Origin of the sequence: Sporosarcina sp. FSL W8-0480, assembly GCF_037963765.1 — a bacterium.
Classification (GTDB): domain Bacteria; phylum Bacillota; class Bacilli; order Bacillales_A; family Planococcaceae; genus Sporosarcina.
This window is the reverse complement of sequence record NZ_CP150166.1, coordinates 56,697-73,077: the sequence shown is the minus strand read 5'-3', so window position 1 is coordinate 73,077 and position 16,381 is coordinate 56,697. Positions and strand designations below refer to the sequence as shown.

Genomic DNA, 16,381 nt, shown 5'->3' with positions numbered 1-16,381 from the left:
AGCTATAAGGAGGATGCCCTGTGAAAGTTTTGTTTGTGGACGGGACCATTATAGGCAGCAAAACCGGCGCGGTACTCGACGCGGTCGAAAAATATATGAAAGAAACGGGTAATGAATACGTAATTGAACGGATGAACTTTGCAAATTATGATCATCAATTCGTGGACGGCCGTCCATTGGAACAATATAACGAGGATATGCAAAAGTTGGTTCGGAAATTCGAAGAAGCGGATGCTTACATCATTTCTACACCTATCTTTCAAGGATCCATTCCAGGTGTATTGAAAAATGCCTTTGATATGCTTCATCCACATGCCATGCGGTACAAACCGGTTTCCATTGTTGCGAATGGCGGCACTTACCAACATCACCTTGTTGTTGAAAATCAATTGAAACCGATCCTTGATTACTTCCGTTCCCTTGTTACGCCGAATTATGTGTATACACATTACGGGCATTTCGATGAAAACAATCGTATTATCGATGAAGACGTGAATAATCGATTACGTGAAATGGTAAGGGTTTTTGGTAGGTACGGGGAAATGAGTAAGGATTTATGCAAGGATACATTGGATAACGATTAAATAAAATAAAACCTGTCGTTTGTTCCTAATAGGAGCGCGACAGGTTTTTTCATGGGACGCATACGGTGACGTGAATAGAGTTCTCACGTATAATCGTGTTAAGTAGAAAGGGGATTTTTTAATGTCCAAATCAGTTGTATTAGCCGAAAAACCGTCCGTAGCGCGGGATATTGCGCGGGTATTAGGCTGTAATAAAAAAGGAAATGGCTTCTTGGAAGGTCAAAAATATATTGTCACATGGGCGCTTGGTCATCTTGTGACACATGCAGATCCTGAAGGATACGGCAATGAATACAAAGAATGGAAGATGGAGTATTTGCCGATCATTCCGGATCCGTTCAAGTTAACGCCAATCAGACAAACATCGAAGCAGTTCAACGCGGTCAAAGCACAGTTGAGACGAAATGATGTGAGTGAAGTGATCATCGCGACAGATGCCGGACGTGAAGGGGAGCTTGTTGCGCGATGGATACTCGAAATGGCGAAGAACCGTAAGCCGATTAAACGTCTTTGGATTTCGTCCGTGACGGATAAAGCGATCAAGGACGGATTCAATAATTTGAAGGACGGCCGCCAATACGAAAACTTATATGAAGCAGCTGTTGCACGGGCTGAAGCGGACTGGGTCGTCGGCATTAACGCAACACGTGCGCTTACTGTAAAATACAATGCACAATTATCGACAGGGCGTGTTCAAACGCCGACGCTTGCTATGATAGCGGAGCGTGAAAGACAGATCCGTGAATTCAAACCGAAGTCGTATTACGGGTTGCAAGCATTGACGGAAACAGCGAGGTTCACATGGTCAGATAAGGCAGGGCAAACCCAGTCGTTCAATAAAGAGGCGATTGAGAAATTGCTATCTCATCTTGACGGGGTTCATTCCGGAAAGGTGAAAGATGTAAAAACGACGCCGAAACAGCAACCAGCCCCGCCTTTATTCGATCTTACGGAATTGCAAAAAGAAGCACATAGACGCTGGAGCTGGTCCGCGAAGGAGACATTGTCGACATTGCAAAATCTATACGAACGCCATAAAGCGGTGACGTATCCACGAACAGATTCCAAGCATTTGACATCAGATATGGCAGGAACATTAAAAGAACGCATAAAGGCGGTCGACATCGGTCCATATCGGAAATCTGTAAATGCATTGTTGCGCTCAGGGGCGGTGAAGCCGCAGAAAGGCGTCATTGACGATAAGCGGGTTTCGGATCACCATGCGATTATCCCGACTGAGGAAACTCCGATTTACCAAAACTTATCTGATAAGGAACAGCGTTTGTATGACTTGATCGTAAAACGGTTCCTCGCAGTCTTTTTCGGTCCATTCCGCTACGAACAAGTGACTGCTGAGCTTGAAGTAGGTGGGGAACTGTTCAAGGCTAAAGGGCGGACAATTACGGATGAAGGGTGGAAAGCAGTTTATTCCACAGACGAAGAAGAGGAAGATACTGACCGTTTGCCTGCATTTACGAAAGGCGAAGAAGTGAAAATCCGAGCAATCGTGACAACGGAAGGGCAGACAAAACCGCCTGCGCGTTTCAATGAAGGGACATTATTAGCTGCAATGGAAAATCCGGTTCAATTCATGGCCGGGGAATCAAAAGACCTGATCAAAACGCTTGGCGACACAGGCGGATTAGGTACGGTAGCAACACGTGCAGACATTATCGAAAAGCTGTTCAGCTCATTTGTCCTCGAGAAGAAAGGGAACGACATCTACACGACTTCAAAAGGAAGACAGCTTCTTGAGCTTGTGCCGGATGATTTGAAATCGCCTGCATTGACAGCGGAATGGGAGCAAAGCTTAACGAAAATCGCCAACGGGAAAATGAAAAAATCAGCCTTCATGAAAGACATGGTTGCATTCTCAAGGAAGACGATAAGTGAAATCAAGGCGGATGACAAGAAGTTCAGACATGATAATGTCACCGGGAAGATGTGTCCTGATTGCGGAAAACCGTTACTTGAAGTGAATGGCAAACGCGGAAAAATGCTTGTCTGCCAAGACCGTGAGTGCGGACACCGTCGCAATGTCTCTCAATTGACGAATGCACGCTGCCCGAACTGCAAGAAGAAACTTGAGTTGCGCGGGGAAGGGGACGGCCGCATCTTCGTATGTAAGTGCGGACATCGGGAAAAGCTCTCCGCCTTCGAAAAGCGTCGTTCAAACTCGGGTGGCAAGAAAGCCGATAAGCGTGATGTGCAAAAGTATTTGAAGAAACAGGAAGAGCCAGTGAATACGGCGATGGCGGATGCTTTGAAGAAGATGTTTGAGAAGTGATTTATTGAGTGAGTGTGCTTCTTGAGCGCATCGGTCGAGTTCATGAGCGCGGTTCTGCTTTCTTGAGCGCATCGGTCGAGTTCATGAGCGCGGTTCTGCTTTCTTGAGCGCATCGGTCGAGATCATGAGCGCGGTTCCGCAATCTTGAGCGCATCGGTCGGGTTCATGGGCGCGGTTCTGCACTCTTGAGCGCATAGGCCAATTCATGAGCGCGGTTCCGCAATCTTGAGCGCATAGGCCGAGTTCATGAGCGCGGTTCCGTAATCTTGAGCGCATCGGTCGAAATCATGGGCGCGGTTCCGCAATCTTGAGCGCATAGGCGAGTTCATGAGCGCGGTTCAGCAATCTTGAGCGTAGGCCAGTTCATGAGCGCGGTTCCGCAATCTTGAGCGCATCGATCGATTTCATGAGCGCGGTTCTGCAATCTTGAGCGCATCGGCCAGATCATGAGCGCGGCCTTGCAATCATGAGCGCGGAAGTAAGATAAGGTATGGGATTCATGATTTATTTCCGAAGGGTGTGGAATAATGGCGAAGCAGAAGAAGACGAATGCGGTGCGGATTTTAGAGAGTGAGCGGGTCGCCCACGAGCTGATGGAATATGATATTCATGATGGCCAGTTGGATGGCGTCTCGGTGGCGGAAAAGACGGGGCAGTCGGTGGATTTGGTATTCAAGACGCTTGTGGCGATAGCCGGACCGCGGGAATTATTCGTTTTCATCGTTCCGGTGGCGGATGAGCTTGATATGAAGAAGGCGGCGAAAGCTGTCGGTGTGAAAAAGTTAGATATGTTGCCATTGAAGGATTTGACGAAGGAGACAGGATATGTCCGTGGCGGTTGTTCAGCAGTTGGCATGAAGAAAAAATATCCGACTGTCATTGATGTATCGGCTGAAGAACTGGATCGTATGATTGTCAGCGCTGGCAAGCCTGGTTTGCAGATGAAATTGGCACCTGCGGATCTTGCGAGAGTCGTTGGTGCATCGTTTAAAGATATCGTTAAAGAATAGATTTTTAAAAATACCATTCGAAACTTGAATGGTGGGGAAAGAAGAATGTAAATGAGAAAAATAATTATTTGGAGATGGGCATACTTCGTTGTCGGCATGATGATTTTATCGTTAGGCATCACGATGACGATTAAAGGGCAACGCCTTGGCGTTGGCCCTTGGGATGTCCTGCATATCGGATTATATCGGAATTTAGGGTTGTCGATCGGCTCGTGGGGAATCATTTTAAGCATTATCATCGTCGTAACGACGGCAGCTGTCCTTAAAGAGTGGCCGAAACTTGGTACTTGGCTGAATTTACTCCTCATTGGAATTTTTATCGATTTATTCAATTGGCTCATTCCGGACATTAGCTCGATGACGGGTCAAGTGATTATTTTTACACTTGGAATTGTAGTGATGGCGTACGGTGTCGGTATTTATGTTGCGCCCAACCTTGGGGCGGGTCCTCGTGATAGCTTGATGCTCATTTTTTCCGAGAAACTTGGGATTAGCATTAAAAAAGTGCGGACATCAATTGAAGTGATTGTAGCAATAGCTGGTTGGTTATTAGGTGGCCCTGTAGGAATCGGTACGGTGATCATCGCCCTTTTGATTGGCCAAATCGTTCACTATTCGCTGCCACAATGCCGGAAATTATTGGCGAAGTTGGCGAAAGCGGAAGAAGCTCAAATTATGGGATTGGCCAAATCACCTACGGAAAATGTTGAAAATGATTTAAAGCCTATCGATTTGAATGTAACCGTAGAACGCCCAGTCGTTGCTAATAAAAATTAATAGAATGAAAGAACTTTTGTAAGCACGTGCAGACAAGCCGTGCTTTTTTTTATTCGTTGGGCATATGGTAGACGTATGTAACAAGTAACCGAAAAGAAAGGATGGTTATCATATACGGTACTATCACGGAGTTCATGGGGACAGCCTATACGGGGCGTGGAATTGCACATAAATATGAGACATTGATCGCTACTTCGGAAAAGACAGTGTTTTTAAAAGCACCTCCGACAAATGCCATTTCCAATTTATTGAAACAAGCTGCGGGAGTCTTTCTGAAACGGGGATATGATGTGGATCGCTTCAATAATCCGGTCGAACCGGACAATACGGAAGCCATTTTTGTAAGGGACCTCAGTTTATTCATCATCCAGGCGTCTCATCCGGTTTCATTGGAACCGACCGAGCTTGGTGGCCGCCATCACGTCATTAGCTTCTATGATGCATTTGATACAAAGAAACTTGAGGCACAAAAGGCTGAAATGACTGCAATCGGTCAAGAATCGGATGAAGTGCTTTCTAAAATGCTTCAATCCATGAAGACTGCATTGCTGATTCACGATGATTGGGAGAAAGTGAACATTAACCGAATGATGTGGAAAGAGCATGAAAACATGATTGAGTCGTTGAAACAGGAGCTTTTCGGTACGATGAAACTGCATAAGAAATCGACAGTTTCCCACCGGATTGCAGGCTCATTGTCTGTTGGAGGGTCACGCGATTATTTGCCATCCATCACAAATAAGATGAAGCGCCGGATTCTCATGAAAGGATTGTCGGGAACAGGGAAATCGACGATGCTAAAGGCGCTTGGCAAAGAGGCGGAACGGAGGGGGATTGACGTTCTTTACGGATGGTGTGGACTCGACCCTAAAAGTGTGGACCTTGTTTTATTGCCGGAATTGTCGGTCTGCCTATTCGATGCGACAGAGCCTCATGACTACGACCCCGAAGGACCGGCGGACGAAATATTGGATCTTGTGTCCATGTGTGTAGAAGATGAGGCGGCTGAAGAAAAAATTCGTGAAATCAGCGGAAGATATAAAGAGAAAATAATGGATGCAACGGGTTATATGCATGCCTTCGCGCAAGTGCAAAGTGGGCTCAGGGATGTGATAGATAAAGCAATTTTGAGGAGTAAATTCGATGAAAAAGCCCAACAATTATCCAAATGGATTGATGAGTAAATGGTTCGTTCTGCGAGTTATGCCCCTATATGTTAAAATAGGGGCATAACCCGTTTGAAAGGAAGATCAATTTGTCAAAAGTCCTCAATTCATTTTTAAAAGAAAATTTACAGGAATTACGCGACCAAGGTCTCTACAATGAAATCGATCCAGTGGAAGGTCCAAACGGCCCGATTATCAAAATCAAAGGGAAAGAATTGATCAATCTATCATCGAATAACTATTTAGGTTTGGCGACTGACGAGAATTTGAAAAAGCTTGCAATTGCAGCAACTGAAAAATACGGAGTCGGTGCAGGTGCTGTACGTACTATCAATGGAACGCTTGATATCCACGTTGAACTTGAGAAAAAGCTTGCAGAATTTAAAGGGACAGAAGCGGCAATCTCTTATCAATCAGGATTCAACTGTAATATGGCAGCGATTTCAGCTGTTATGAATAAACAAGATGCCATTCTTTCGGATGAACTAAACCATGCTTCAATCATTGACGGCTGCCGTCTCTCCGGTGCGAAAATCATTCGCGTGAATCACCAAGATATGGACGACCTTCGTGCGAAAGCGAAAGAAGCGACTGAATCTGGTCAATACGGTAAGGTCATGTACATCACAGATGGCGTGTTTTCAATGGACGGCGATATTGCGAAACTTCCGGAAATCGTGGAGATCGCAAAGGAATTCGACTTGATCACATATGTTGACGATGCGCATGGATCCGGTGTCCTTGGTAAAGGTAAAGGCACGGTGAAGCATTTCGGACTTGAAAAGGAGATCGATTTCCAAATCGGCACATTATCGAAGGCGATTGGAGTGGTCGGCGGATATGTTGCTGGAACACAGGAATTGATTGACTGGTTGAAAGTGCGCTCCCGTCCGTTTTTATTCTCAACAGCAATGCCAGCAGGCGACGTTGCAGCGATTATGGGTGCGTTGGATAAGATCATGGAGTCAACAGAGCTCCACGATAAGTTATGGGAGAACGGTAATTACTTGAAAGATGGCTTGAAGAAGTTAGGGTTCAATATCGGTGTATCCGAAACGCCGATCACGCCATGTATTATCGGTGATGAGAAACTGACACAGCAATTCTCGAAACGATTAATCGAAGAAGGCGTTTATGCGAAATCTATCGTATTCCCGACTGTTGCCAAGGGAACTGGCCGCGTCCGCAATATGCCGACTGCCGCACACACGAAGGAAATGCTTGATGAAGCACTTGCAATTTATGAAAAAGTTGGCAAGGAATTGGGCGTAATTTCATAATAGGCAAGGACGACTGTCGCACCGGCGAAACAAAGCCGATGCGGCAGTTTTTTGTTTTTATTAATGTTTTGATTAAAAAAGAGCAAAAAGGGTAATAGATGACTATAAATAGAGTTCGGAAAGGTGAAGCGTATGCGATATAACGAGAGCGTTCAGCTTTTGCAATTGAACGGGAAAGCGGGCGTGTCAATTGTGAAGTTCAGATACGAGAGAGTGAAAAAAGTGATTCTCACCATCGTTCGTGAAGCGGGAATTCTTTCGTATGAAGAGCTTGCAAGCAGGTCAGCAGGAAGATTATCGCACATTGATGGCAATAATAACTGGTATATGGAAGAGGTTGTAACGGATCTTGAGGCAAGGGGCCAGCTAAAATGTTCTTTGAATAATGGCCAACTATTTATAAAATCGGTAAATTAATATAAAAAAAGAAATCCCGTCTCGAAAAAGATGGGATTTCTTTGTTTGTGTGAAGGGAAAGTCCTCACCCTTCTTTCGTTGTAAAAACACTATTAGCCATTCGATTCAGCAGATGATGCAGAACATATCGCTGCATACCGACTGCGCTCTTTGTCGCAAGCCTTGTCTCATTAAAGAATTGATCCTCATTTTTTTGCTTTAATGCAATAATTGCCTTTAGCGAATGGACAAACCACGGCGTTCGGAGCTTCTGTAAGCACTCGGTGGCCTTCCCCATATTATTACTCATCGCATATCCGATTCCAGCATAATAATCACGGTATCCCACATTCTCAATCGTTTTTGAGAAGTCGATCAAGCCCCTCCAATTTTTTTGAAAGACTAACAAATTAGCTTTATATATTTCTTGTACTTCCGCATTGGCATATGATTTTAGAATTTTATTCAGCTGAGTAATTATTTCCTCGTCTGTCCCATGTGCGAGTGAATGGGCATATCCAAAAATCGGTTTATTCTTATGGTTCGTGAGATACTGGTCAATCAGTTTCAAACTTTTCGATTTGTAAATGATATAGAAAGGATACCCCATCGTCAAAATGAAAGTAAAAATCATGACTAACGTGAAGACGAGCCACATCTGCAAGCCTGTAGCAAACAAAGCGACGGCCAATAAGGCACCCGCAACTATGACGAGAATGAAATTCATATATTTACTGAACATAGCACACCTCAACATTTTTCCTTAAGTATAACAGAAAAGTCAGAGGGAAAGATTAAGATTTGAAAACCATTATTGTATATTTGAGATGAACATAATATAATCATTTTATATTGATATTAAAGTGTTTCGAAGTTATATCGGAAAACAATGTCCTTCCCCAAAGTACAAATGAACGCAAGGAGGAGTATGGATTGAAAAAAATCATGGTGACTGGAGCGCTTGGGCAGATCGGTTCGGAATTGATCGCCAAGCTACAGCAAGAATACGGAGAAAACAATGTACTATCCACCGATATCCGCCAGCCTGAAAAATCGGTTACGGGGCCGTTTGAAATTTTGGATGTAACAGATCGAAAGAAAATGCATGAAATTGCAAAGGATTTCGGTGCAGACACAATCATGCATATGGCTGCACTACTTTCTGCAACAGCGGAAAAACAACCGTTGTTTGCTTGGAATCTCAATATGGGCGGGTTAGTAAATGCACTTGAAGTGGCACGCGAACTAAATATGCAGTTTTTCACACCAAGCTCAATCGGTGCATTCGGTCCTTCCACACCTAAAGCAAACACACCTCAGGACACATTGCAACGCCCGACAACAATGTATGGTGTCAATAAAGTTGCTGGCGAATTGCTTTGCGATTACTACTACACCCGATTCGGAGTCGATACACGCGGCGTTCGCTTCCCAGGATTGATCTCCTACGTTGCGCAGCCAGGTGGGGGAACGACCGATTACGCGGTGGATATTTATTACAAGGCAATCGAAGAAGGGAAGTACACCTCCTTCATTGCAGAAGGCACTTATATGGATATGATGTACATGCCGGATGCACTGCAAGCAATCGTCGACTTAATGGAAGCAGATCCAGCGAAATTGGTGCACCGCAACGCATTCAACGTAACGGCGATGAGCTTCGAACCAAGCCAAATCGCCGCATCTATCCAAAAGCATATTCCAGATTTCAAAATTTCGTACGAAGTCGACCCAGTCCGCCAAGCAATCGCCGACAGCTGGCCTGATAGCATCGACCCATCAGCAGCCGTCGCAGAATGGGGCTTCAAGACAAAATATGATTTGGATGCAATGACCACGGATATGCTTAAGCAATTGAAGATAAAATTGAATAGGTAATAGCAAAAGACCGCTAATCCAGATAATGGATCAGCGGTCTTTTTATTAAAACAACAGATGTGCAACGCCCGCAACGATTGGCAGGGCGATTAGCGTACGTAAAAGGAAAATGATAAGCAAATCCAAGAAGTTGATCGGAATCTTCGTACCTAAAATCAAACCACCAACCTCAGACATATAAATCAGCTGAACAACTGAAATCGTCGCAATTGTAAACAATGTAATCTGCGAAGTAATCATACCATCCGCCAAAATAACCGGCAGGAACATATCCGCAAACCCAACAACCATCGTCTGTGCAGCCAGTGACGCCTCAGGAATCCCAAGAATCGTTAAAATCGGTTCAAACGGCTTTCCTAAAAAAGTAAACACACCCGTATATTCAGCAAGAACAAGGGCAACCGTTCCGAACGCCATTACAACTGGCGCAACGCCAATCCACATGTCCAATACATTGCGAATTCCATCCGTGAAAATCTTACCGATGGAACGGTTTTTCGAAGCCGTATCCAATGCATTCGCAAGCCCGTGGTTGAAAACATTATACCCTTCAGGAAGCTTTTCTTCGTCCCCAGTATACTCCCGACCATCAATATACTCTGATTTCTTTCCTCTTAACGGATAAATACGAGGCATGATCAAAGCCAAAATGACACCCGTCAATAGAACTGTACCGTAAAACGGAAGGAAATAGTTCGACATACCAACCGTGTCGATAATTACAAGTGAAAACGTAATGGAAACTACCGAGAAAGTCGTCGCGATAATCGCGGCTTCCCTTTGTGTATAATGGCCATCCTCGTACTGTTTGCTCGTCAGTAAAACACCAATAGTTCCATCGCCAATCCATGATGCAAGTGCGTCAATCGAAGAACGGCCCGGCAATTTGAATAATGGGCGCATAATCTTCACCATCATCGTTCCGAAAAACTCCAAAAGACCGAAATTCAATAGTAGTGGCAATAAAAGACCAGCGAACAGGAAAATCGTAAATAAGAATGAAATAAGGCCATCCGGTGCAAGAAGCAAGCCACCTGTATTTTCATTCCAAATTACTTCCGGTCCGATTTTGAATGTCACCATTATAGCGAAGATCGCACCGATGATTCGTGTTATCGTCCAGAATGGCGTTACTTTAAAAAGGCTTTCCATTAATGTTGGTTTAGAGCTGCTACGCGGGATGACTGAATAAATTAAGGATCCCACTGCCGCGATTACAATAATAATCATTGCTGACATCGGCATCGCTGGTTCCAGCCAACCAGATAAAATATCGGCGAATTTCGCGATTGGCACTTTCCACTCTTCGCCGAACTTCAATGGGATCATGAAAAGAAAAATTCCAAGAATGGAAGGGATTAAAAAGTAAAAAAAGGTGGATAAACTATGCTTTTTCAAATCTGTATCACTCCTTATGAATAAACTCTCGTAGTCTTTGTATATTTATACATAATAAATGGTTGAAGGTAATTTGTAAATATCGCATAGTGAAGTTGAACTTTTCAGTTTCTTAGTGTAGCTAAAAGAAAAGCCCCGATTATCTCGGAGCTTGGGGAAATTCCATTTTCATTCAAAATCCTTATCCCAATTATAAGTGAAAAATCGTTCAGTGTGCAGCCATTTTAGGGCATCGGGATCTTTTTCAGCCAATCGCTTTTCCAAATCCCGCATCATCCAAACTGTTTGTGAGGCGTGTGAGTTCAGCGTATTGAGCTTCTTCTGAGCCGCTCCTTCGACATTATGGATAATGTCTGGTTCTCCAAGGACTTCGGCTGTATTATTCGCAAAAGCGATCGTATACAGTTTCGGGCGCTCGGATTCCGGCATTCTTCTTACTGCGCGGACCACTGCACGTCCAGTTGCGTCATGGTCTGGGTGAACCGACAGTCCGGGATAGAATGAAATGATGACGGATGGATTTGTATCCTCGATTAAATCGGTGACAAGCTGGATCATTTTTTCATCATCCTCGAATTCAATCGTCTTATCACGTAATCCCATCATCCGTAGGTCGGTTAACCCCATTGAAGCCGCAGCATTTAATAATTCCTTCTTACGGATTTGCGGTAATGTCTCACGGTTTGCAAATGGCGGGTTGCCAAGATTCCGTCCCATTTCACCGAGGGTCAGGCATGCATAGGTGACGGGAACCCCCATCTCAATATACGTAGAAATCGTGCCCGACACGCCGAAAGCTTCGTCATCCGGGTGCGGGAAAATGACAAGTACATGGCGTTCTTCTTGTATCATCGAAAAGCCTCCTGTTCGTTACGGCGATAGTTTAATATGTAAACGGTGTTTCGCTTATTTCGAGAGCAACTGCAAGCTTTCCATCGGGATCGAGTCCACACATGAGAAGTCGGTTATGCTCGTCGACTGTATAGTGGGTAATGCCTTGCGCGTAAATCCATCCAGAAGGAAGTTTTAAACCAACGCGATGCGGAGATTCTCCTGCCACTTTGCCAAGCTCGTATTTGACAACGACATTACGAATAAAAGCCCCAGCGTTGAAGAATCCTTCTTTGAAATGGGAAGCATATGCACCATTCGTCGTTTCCAAATGGATATAGACGTCTTTATTCGCAAATGTATCAAGTAGTTCCTGTAAATGATCAGGTTTCACGATTTCCATTAATTCATCCTCCTTTTTACAAAAATACGGATAGTTTCAGTATATAGAAAAGAGTAGGGTAATGCATTTTAGGTGCTTATTACAAAAGCGGAGGGCGGCGTATAGCCTCGACAGGCACTGGAGGGCTTGAAAAAAAGGCGTTCTTTGCCTTTTCTTTAAAGACCGAAGTGACCCGAGAGGCTGCCGCCTGTAGCTGGATGAAGCCTCATTAAAAAAGTCGGAGGGAAGGGTTTCTTCCTCCGACTTCAATACAATTAAATCTCTGTAGCTGTAATTTCCGGGGCACCTACGCGATTCTTTGCTCCGTGCATCACCGGACCGACGTATTCATTCAACTTCCAACCGTTTGCAATTGCGGCAGTGACGAATTTCTTCGCTTCTATGACAGCTTCACGCACATCAAGACCGTTCGCGAGATTTGCTGTGATTGCAGCTGCAAATGTGCAGCCAGCGCCGTGATTATAGTGAGTTTCTGTCTTTTCAGCTTCAAGCAATGTGAACGTCTTGCCGTCGTAGAAAAGGTCCGCAGCTTTATCATGCTGAAGCTGCTTTCCGCCTTTAATCACGACATTGCGAGCGCCTAAAGAATGGATCTTTTCAGCGACGGATTTCATTTGCTCGATCGTGGACGGTGTTTTCATGCTTGCAAGTTGTCCTGCTTCGAACAAGTTCGGTGTTACGATCTCAGCTTTCGGTAGCAAAAACTCCACCATTGCGTCAACTGTTCCTGGATTCAAAACTTCATCTTCACCTTTACAAACCATTACCGGGTCGATTACGACATGGTCAAGCCCGGATTCAGCAATCGCATCCCCAGCTGTTTTTATGACTTCCTCCGTGCTCAGCATTCCTGTTTTTATCGCGTCAATTCCTGTAGAAAGTGCTGTCTTAAGCTGCGCCTTCAGAACGTCGATTGGAAGTGAGTAAACTCCGTGGCTCCAATTATTATCGGGGTCCATCGTCACGACGACTGTCAAAGCAGTCATGCCATACGTCCCGTGTTCTTGGAATGTTTTAAGGTCGGCCTGAATTCCCGCGCCACCTGACGTATCGGATCCTGCAATTGTAAGTGTCTTCTTCATAGTCATGGTTGTATATCCTCCTATTCGCTAACATCCATCCTTTATAGTAATCAAAATAAAGAATAAATACAATTGTCGGAGATTGGCGAGTAAAGTCGGATTACGAACTTATTCCAGTCTATCTATTGTTTGCTTGGGAACTTTTCGATAGGCTATACGTACAACTTAATAGATAAAGTGGTCGAAAGAAGGGGAGTGAGGGTATGGAAGATAAGAAGAAACTGTTAGAGATTGAAAGGCTATTAAATGAACTTAAGGCAGCCGAAGCCGAAAGTGCAGTGACAGTGGAAGAGACGCTTGGCAGGAAAACGAAACTGAGAACCAAATCTAGTGTCAGTTTATGGCGAGTAACCAAAATGCTTTTGTTCGGTTGGAAACGGTCAATGATCTTACTTGCAGTCATTCTCCTTTTAGTCGTCATCGCCGTACCTTTTGTTGCTTTTCATTTCTTGAAGCAAGGGAGCACATTTACGGAACAGAAAGGCGTTTTCCTTGAACAGATAATGGATCTGAATGAAATGGCGACCGCAGAAGCCTATACGAAAGTCATCGTCGAGCGTCAGGACAACCAGTTGTTTGGACAAAGCATCGGGATGAATTTGCCAGGTACAAAGCGGCAGCTCCTTGTTGTCATTCCTGGCTCCGTTAAAGCTGGTATCGACATGTCCAAATTAGCCGAAAAAGATGTAATTATAGATGAGAAGAATAAGACTGCGAAACTATTTTTGCCTCCTGCAACATTTTTGGGCGGCGCTGAAATCTATTTTGATGAAGTCGAAGTTTATTCGTACGAAGGGGTTTTCCGTTCGAAGGCTAATATCGATGAAGCCTATGAACTCGCTGCTGAAGCGAAGACGCTCATCCTTGAGGAAGCGACCGGCCAAGGTGTGTTGAAAACAGCAGAATTCAATGCCGAAAAGACGTTGAAGGAAATGTTTTCATTCGCAGGATACGACGTGACAATCGAATTCAAGGAGTGAACAACATGACTATGGAGAGATTCGGCAACGATTGGGATGAAATCCTTGAGGAGGAATTCCGGAAGCCGTATTACTTGCTGCTTCGCGATTTCCTAAAAGAAGAATATACGAACTACTCCGTGTATCCTCCGGTTGAAGATATGTGGACGGCATTCAAGTTGACGCCGTTCAAAGACGTGAAAGTCGTTATATTGGGACAGGACCCATATCACGGACCTAATCAAGCCCACGGACTCAGTTTCTCGGTCAAGCCTACTGTCAAAATCCCGCCAAGTCTTCGGAATATGTTCAAGGAATTGCAGAGTGACATCGGTTGTACCATTCCGGAAACGGGAACCCTTACCGGTTGGGCCGAACAAGGCGTACTCATGCTCAACACCATTTTGACGGTAAGGGAAGGGGAGGCGCACTCCCACCGAAAAAGCGGCTGGCATCTGTTTACCGACGAAGTGATCCGAAAACTATCGGTTCGTGAAAAGCCGGTTGTTTTCATCCTTTGGGGGCGACCTGCGCAAGAGAAAAAGAAGCTGATTGACGTAACACGAAATGCAATTATCGAATCCGTTCACCCAAGTCCGCTCAGTGTTAGGCGTGGATTTTTCGGCAGCAAGCCGTATTCCAAGGCGAATCAGATCTTGAAACAGTGGGATGAAAAACCGGTGGATTGGTGCAAGACAGTTGGAAGTTTTAACTCATCGATTTGAGTGGTACAGTAAAGTGAAAGAGGTTGGTCGAATGGCGGGGAATTGTTTTCAATGCCAATACTTTTTTGTCACTTGGGATCCGAAAAGCCCTCGCGGCTGCAAAGCGTACGGGTTTAAAACACGCGAACTCCCATCCATCGTCGTCAAGCGATCATCCGGAATGGAATGCTTAAAATATGAACCGAAGAAAGGGGTTGCAAAACAATGATCACGAACGAACGAATCATTGAGGAAATGGAACGGCAGCTCAGTTACGCAAAATCTGCAAAAGACGACCAAACTGTCCGTGAAGCGTTATCTGCGGTAAGGGCCCTATGTCAAGTCGTTTTAGGAGGGGCTACTACTGAGCGCCCGCCTAAAGATGAACCAATCATCACCCCACGAACAATGGCCATCTCCCATAAGCCATTACTTTCATCATTGGAAGCGAAGCATTTAGACGAGGAAGACGCGAATGGCGGCTCGATCTTTGATTTTTAATTAAAACGAAAAACAGCTATGATAAGAGATGGAGCAGAATTATCTATTTGATAGAAAGTAGGAAAACAATATGCCATTTTTCATCATTGCTGGTGCTGTTAACGCGGCACTTGCCGTGGCGTTCGGTGCATTCGGCGCTCATGCATTAAAAGAAAAACTATCTGAACATTATCTCGCGATCTGGGAAACGGCTGTCCAATATCAAATGTTTCACGCAATCGGCCTTCTTGTAGTCGGTATTCTTATGAGCCAGTCATTATTGGGCCCGTCCACTCAACTGACATGGGCAGGCTACTTGCTATTGGCCGGCATCATCATCTTCTCTGGCAGCCTATACGTCCTCAGCCTATCCGGTATCGGCATCTTAGGAGCCATTACCCCGATCGGCGGCGTTGCATTCATCGTAGGATGGATCATGTTAATCATCGCTGCCATCAAATTTGGAAAATGATAATGATTATGAAGCGGTTTGAAGAGCATACAATCTTCAGACCGTTTTTCTTTTAATCGTGGCGGCTTGAAAATAAAAAAAGTCTTCCATTGCTGTGAGGGCAGCGGAAGACCTTTTTTTAGTGGTCAAGTCTGTTGATTGAAATAGTTCAGTTCTTCATTAAACTCCGCATAGTCAAAATAAATCATTGGCATCAAGTAGCGTTTGCCACTAGCTGTGCTTAAAATGACGTGATCACGACCGGCTGCTTCAACTATTCCGGGGATTGCCAGGGTGTTTTTTCCTGCTTCGACTGCATGCTCGAACGAGAAGTGGAAAACGCCGGGCTTGCCTCTATTCAGTCGAAGAATGTTCTCTATATACGATTGCTCGACAAAAGGCGGCCTTCCATTGTTTGGGAGTGTCGCCTGCGGCGGAGTGCCGCTTGGAAATTGATTCGGCTGTTGAAATTGCGGCTGAAACTGTGGAAGTTGCTGCTGAAATCCGGGATTCCAATAGTATTGGACCATTTTTTCATCCTTTCAATTTTGAAATTGGATTAAACTTGTGGACAATTTTGTACAGGCCACAGCATAACCCCCTCGGTAAACCATATGCTTTACTCCTTTCATTCATGACCAAAAAACCTTCCAATCCTTACCACAGAAAGATGTATAATGAAGAAAAGGGGGGAT

Annotated in this window: 21 protein-coding genes; 13 read left to right on the top strand and 8 right to left on the bottom strand. The window is 44.7% G+C overall.

From position 1 onward, the window contains the following. The first annotated feature begins 20 nt into the window (after window positions 1–20). Both NSQ43_RS00400 and NSQ43_RS00395 read left to right on the top strand, forming a co-directional pair. Entirely contained in the window at window positions 21–584 is a 564-nt protein-coding gene (locus tag NSQ43_RS00400) for an NADPH-dependent FMN reductase (RefSeq protein WP_339252081.1), read from the top strand. Window positions 585–705: 121 nt separating this feature from the next. Then, a complete protein-coding gene (locus tag NSQ43_RS00395; RefSeq protein WP_339252079.1) occupies window positions 706–2,871 on the top strand; it encodes a DNA topoisomerase III in 2,166 nt (721 codons plus the stop codon). An 81-nt stretch (window positions 2,872–2,952) separates the two neighbouring features. Here the strand turns inward: NSQ43_RS00395 and NSQ43_RS00390 are convergent, their stop codons facing one another. Beyond that, window positions 2,953–3,147: a hypothetical protein gene (locus tag NSQ43_RS00390; RefSeq protein WP_339252077.1), complete on the bottom strand. Its 195-nt coding sequence runs from the start codon at window positions 3,145–3,147 to the stop codon at window positions 2,953–2,955. Between the two features lie 49 nt (window positions 3,148–3,196). After that, a complete protein-coding gene (locus NSQ43_RS00385) occupies window positions 3,197–3,319 on the bottom strand; it encodes a hypothetical protein (RefSeq protein ID WP_339252075.1) in 123 nt (40 codons plus the stop codon). 79 nt (window positions 3,320–3,398) lie between these two features. On the opposite strand from NSQ43_RS00385, the gene ybaK reads away from it, so the two are divergent. The 5 genes from ybaK (at window position 3,399) to NSQ43_RS00360 (ending at window position 7,521) form a co-directional block, all read left to right on the top strand. Next, window positions 3,399–3,881, top strand: a complete 483-nt coding sequence (ybaK, locus tag NSQ43_RS00380) for a Cys-tRNA(Pro) deacylase (protein WP_339252073.1) — start codon at window positions 3,399–3,401, stop codon at window positions 3,879–3,881. Window positions 3,882–3,932: 51 nt separating this feature from the next. Beyond that, window positions 3,933–4,658: a YitT family protein gene (locus NSQ43_RS00375; protein WP_339252071.1), complete on the top strand. Its 726-nt coding sequence runs from the start codon at window positions 3,933–3,935 to the stop codon at window positions 4,656–4,658. A 101-nt stretch (window positions 4,659–4,759) separates the two neighbouring features. Further along, window positions 4,760–5,842 carry a hypothetical protein gene (locus NSQ43_RS00370; protein WP_339252069.1) on the top strand — a complete coding sequence of 361 codons (1,083 nt, stop codon included), beginning with the start codon at window positions 4,760–4,762 and terminating at the stop codon, window positions 5,840–5,842. A gap of 71 nt (window positions 5,843–5,913) precedes the next feature. After that, window positions 5,914–7,104: a glycine C-acetyltransferase gene (locus NSQ43_RS00365; protein WP_339252067.1), complete on the top strand. Its 1,191-nt coding sequence runs from the start codon at window positions 5,914–5,916 to the stop codon at window positions 7,102–7,104. 132 nt (window positions 7,105–7,236) lie between these two features. Next, on the top strand, window positions 7,237–7,521 hold the full coding sequence (locus NSQ43_RS00360; RefSeq protein WP_339252065.1) for a hypothetical protein: 285 nt from the start codon (window positions 7,237–7,239) through the stop codon (window positions 7,519–7,521). Between the two features lie 64 nt (window positions 7,522–7,585). Here NSQ43_RS00360 and NSQ43_RS00355 read toward each other — a convergent pair whose 3' ends face one another. Continuing rightward, a complete protein-coding gene (locus NSQ43_RS00355; RefSeq protein ID WP_339252063.1) occupies window positions 7,586–8,242 on the bottom strand; it encodes a hypothetical protein in 657 nt (218 codons plus the stop codon). Window positions 8,243–8,433: 191 nt separating this feature from the next. Here NSQ43_RS00355 and NSQ43_RS00350 point away from each other — a divergent pair, with 191 nt between their 5' ends. Further along, window positions 8,434–9,378 (top strand): L-threonine 3-dehydrogenase, encoded by a 945-nt coding sequence (locus NSQ43_RS00350; RefSeq protein ID WP_339252061.1) that lies wholly within the window; start codon window positions 8,434–8,436, stop codon window positions 9,376–9,378. 45 nt (window positions 9,379–9,423) lie between these two features. On the opposite strand, the gene NSQ43_RS00345 is transcribed toward NSQ43_RS00350, so the two are convergent. From NSQ43_RS00345 to thiD, 4 genes are all read right to left on the bottom strand, one after another. After that, on the bottom strand, window positions 9,424–10,776 hold the full coding sequence (locus tag NSQ43_RS00345) for a YjiH family protein (RefSeq protein ID WP_339252059.1): 1,353 nt from the start codon (window positions 10,774–10,776) through the stop codon (window positions 9,424–9,426). A 168-nt stretch (window positions 10,777–10,944) separates the two neighbouring features. Then, window positions 10,945–11,628: a bacillithiol biosynthesis deacetylase BshB2 gene (gene bshB2 / locus NSQ43_RS00340; RefSeq protein ID WP_339252057.1), complete on the bottom strand. Its 684-nt coding sequence runs from the start codon at window positions 11,626–11,628 to the stop codon at window positions 10,945–10,947. 31 nt (window positions 11,629–11,659) lie between these two features. Further along, window positions 11,660–12,010 carry a YojF family protein gene (locus NSQ43_RS00335; protein ID WP_339252055.1) on the bottom strand — a complete coding sequence of 117 codons (351 nt, stop codon included), beginning with the start codon at window positions 12,008–12,010 and terminating at the stop codon, window positions 11,660–11,662. Window positions 12,011–12,264: 254 nt separating this feature from the next. Continuing rightward, window positions 12,265–13,098, bottom strand: a complete 834-nt coding sequence (thiD, locus tag NSQ43_RS00330) for a bifunctional hydroxymethylpyrimidine kinase/phosphomethylpyrimidine kinase (protein WP_339252053.1) — start codon at window positions 13,096–13,098, stop codon at window positions 12,265–12,267. Window positions 13,099–13,295: 197 nt separating this feature from the next. Here thiD and NSQ43_RS00325 point away from each other — a divergent pair, with 197 nt between their 5' ends. The 5 genes from NSQ43_RS00325 to NSQ43_RS00305 all read left to right on the top strand — a co-directional run bounded on the left by NSQ43_RS00325 (window position 13,296) and on the right by NSQ43_RS00305 (window position 15,707). Continuing rightward, window positions 13,296–14,072: a DUF4230 domain-containing protein gene (locus tag NSQ43_RS00325; RefSeq protein WP_339252050.1), complete on the top strand. Its 777-nt coding sequence runs from the start codon at window positions 13,296–13,298 to the stop codon at window positions 14,070–14,072. Window positions 14,073–14,077: 5 nt separating this feature from the next. Next, window positions 14,078–14,776: a uracil-DNA glycosylase gene (locus NSQ43_RS00320; RefSeq protein WP_339252049.1), complete on the top strand. Its 699-nt coding sequence runs from the start codon at window positions 14,078–14,080 to the stop codon at window positions 14,774–14,776. 31 nt (window positions 14,777–14,807) lie between these two features. Further along, window positions 14,808–14,984: a uracil-DNA glycosylase gene (locus NSQ43_RS00315; protein ID WP_339252048.1), complete on the top strand. Its 177-nt coding sequence runs from the start codon at window positions 14,808–14,810 to the stop codon at window positions 14,982–14,984. Next, window positions 14,981–15,256 (top strand): YwdI family protein, encoded by a 276-nt coding sequence (locus tag NSQ43_RS00310; RefSeq protein ID WP_339252046.1) that lies wholly within the window; start codon window positions 14,981–14,983, stop codon window positions 15,254–15,256. Before NSQ43_RS00315 ends, NSQ43_RS00310 begins: the two co-directional genes overlap by 4 nt. A gap of 70 nt (window positions 15,257–15,326) precedes the next feature. Next, window positions 15,327–15,707: a DUF423 domain-containing protein gene (locus NSQ43_RS00305; protein ID WP_339252044.1), complete on the top strand. Its 381-nt coding sequence runs from the start codon at window positions 15,327–15,329 to the stop codon at window positions 15,705–15,707. A gap of 125 nt (window positions 15,708–15,832) precedes the next feature. On the opposite strand, the gene NSQ43_RS00300 is transcribed toward NSQ43_RS00305, so the two are convergent. Then, window positions 15,833–16,216 carry a spore coat protein GerQ gene (locus tag NSQ43_RS00300; RefSeq protein ID WP_339252042.1) on the bottom strand — a complete coding sequence of 128 codons (384 nt, stop codon included), beginning with the start codon at window positions 16,214–16,216 and terminating at the stop codon, window positions 15,833–15,835. Window positions 16,217–16,381: the final 165 nt, after the last annotated feature.

Excerpts from the sequence above, each read along its gene's own strand:
- NSQ43_RS00395 (WP_339252079.1), top strand. The coding sequence starts at position 706 with ATGTCCAAATCAGTTGTATTAGCCGAAAAACCGTCCGTAGCGCGGGAT.
- NSQ43_RS00390 (WP_339252077.1), bottom strand. The coding sequence starts at position 3,147 with ATGCGCTCAAGATTACGGAACCGCGCTCATGAACTCGGCCTATGCGCT.
- NSQ43_RS00385 (WP_339252075.1), bottom strand. The coding sequence starts at position 3,319 with ATGATCTGGCCGATGCGCTCAAGATTGCAGAACCGCGCTCATGAAATC.
- ybaK (WP_339252073.1), top strand. The coding sequence starts at position 3,399 with ATGGCGAAGCAGAAGAAGACGAATGCGGTGCGGATTTTAGAGAGTGAG.
- NSQ43_RS00375 (WP_339252071.1), top strand. The coding sequence starts at position 3,933 with ATGAGAAAAATAATTATTTGGAGATGGGCATACTTCGTTGTCGGCATG.
- NSQ43_RS00370 (WP_339252069.1), top strand. The coding sequence starts at position 4,760 with ATGGTTATCATATACGGTACTATCACGGAGTTCATGGGGACAGCCTAT.
- NSQ43_RS00360 (WP_339252065.1), top strand. The coding sequence starts at position 7,237 with ATGCGATATAACGAGAGCGTTCAGCTTTTGCAATTGAACGGGAAAGCG.
- NSQ43_RS00355 (WP_339252063.1), bottom strand. The coding sequence starts at position 8,242 with ATGTTCAGTAAATATATGAATTTCATTCTCGTCATAGTTGCGGGTGCC.
- bshB2 (WP_339252057.1), bottom strand. The coding sequence starts at position 11,628 with ATGATACAAGAAGAACGCCATGTACTTGTCATTTTCCCGCACCCGGAT.
- NSQ43_RS00335 (WP_339252055.1), bottom strand. The coding sequence starts at position 12,010 with ATGGAAATCGTGAAACCTGATCATTTACAGGAACTACTTGATACATTT.
- thiD (WP_339252053.1), bottom strand. The coding sequence starts at position 13,098 with ATGACTATGAAGAAGACACTTACAATTGCAGGATCCGATACGTCAGGT.
- NSQ43_RS00325 (WP_339252050.1), top strand. The coding sequence starts at position 13,296 with ATGGAAGATAAGAAGAAACTGTTAGAGATTGAAAGGCTATTAAATGAA.
- NSQ43_RS00320 (WP_339252049.1), top strand. The coding sequence starts at position 14,078 with ATGACTATGGAGAGATTCGGCAACGATTGGGATGAAATCCTTGAGGAG.
- NSQ43_RS00315 (WP_339252048.1), top strand. The coding sequence starts at position 14,808 with ATGGCGGGGAATTGTTTTCAATGCCAATACTTTTTTGTCACTTGGGAT.
- NSQ43_RS00310 (WP_339252046.1), top strand. The coding sequence starts at position 14,981 with ATGATCACGAACGAACGAATCATTGAGGAAATGGAACGGCAGCTCAGT.
- NSQ43_RS00305 (WP_339252044.1), top strand. The coding sequence starts at position 15,327 with ATGCCATTTTTCATCATTGCTGGTGCTGTTAACGCGGCACTTGCCGTG.
- NSQ43_RS00300 (WP_339252042.1), bottom strand. The coding sequence starts at position 16,216 with ATGGTCCAATACTATTGGAATCCCGGATTTCAGCAGCAACTTCCACAG.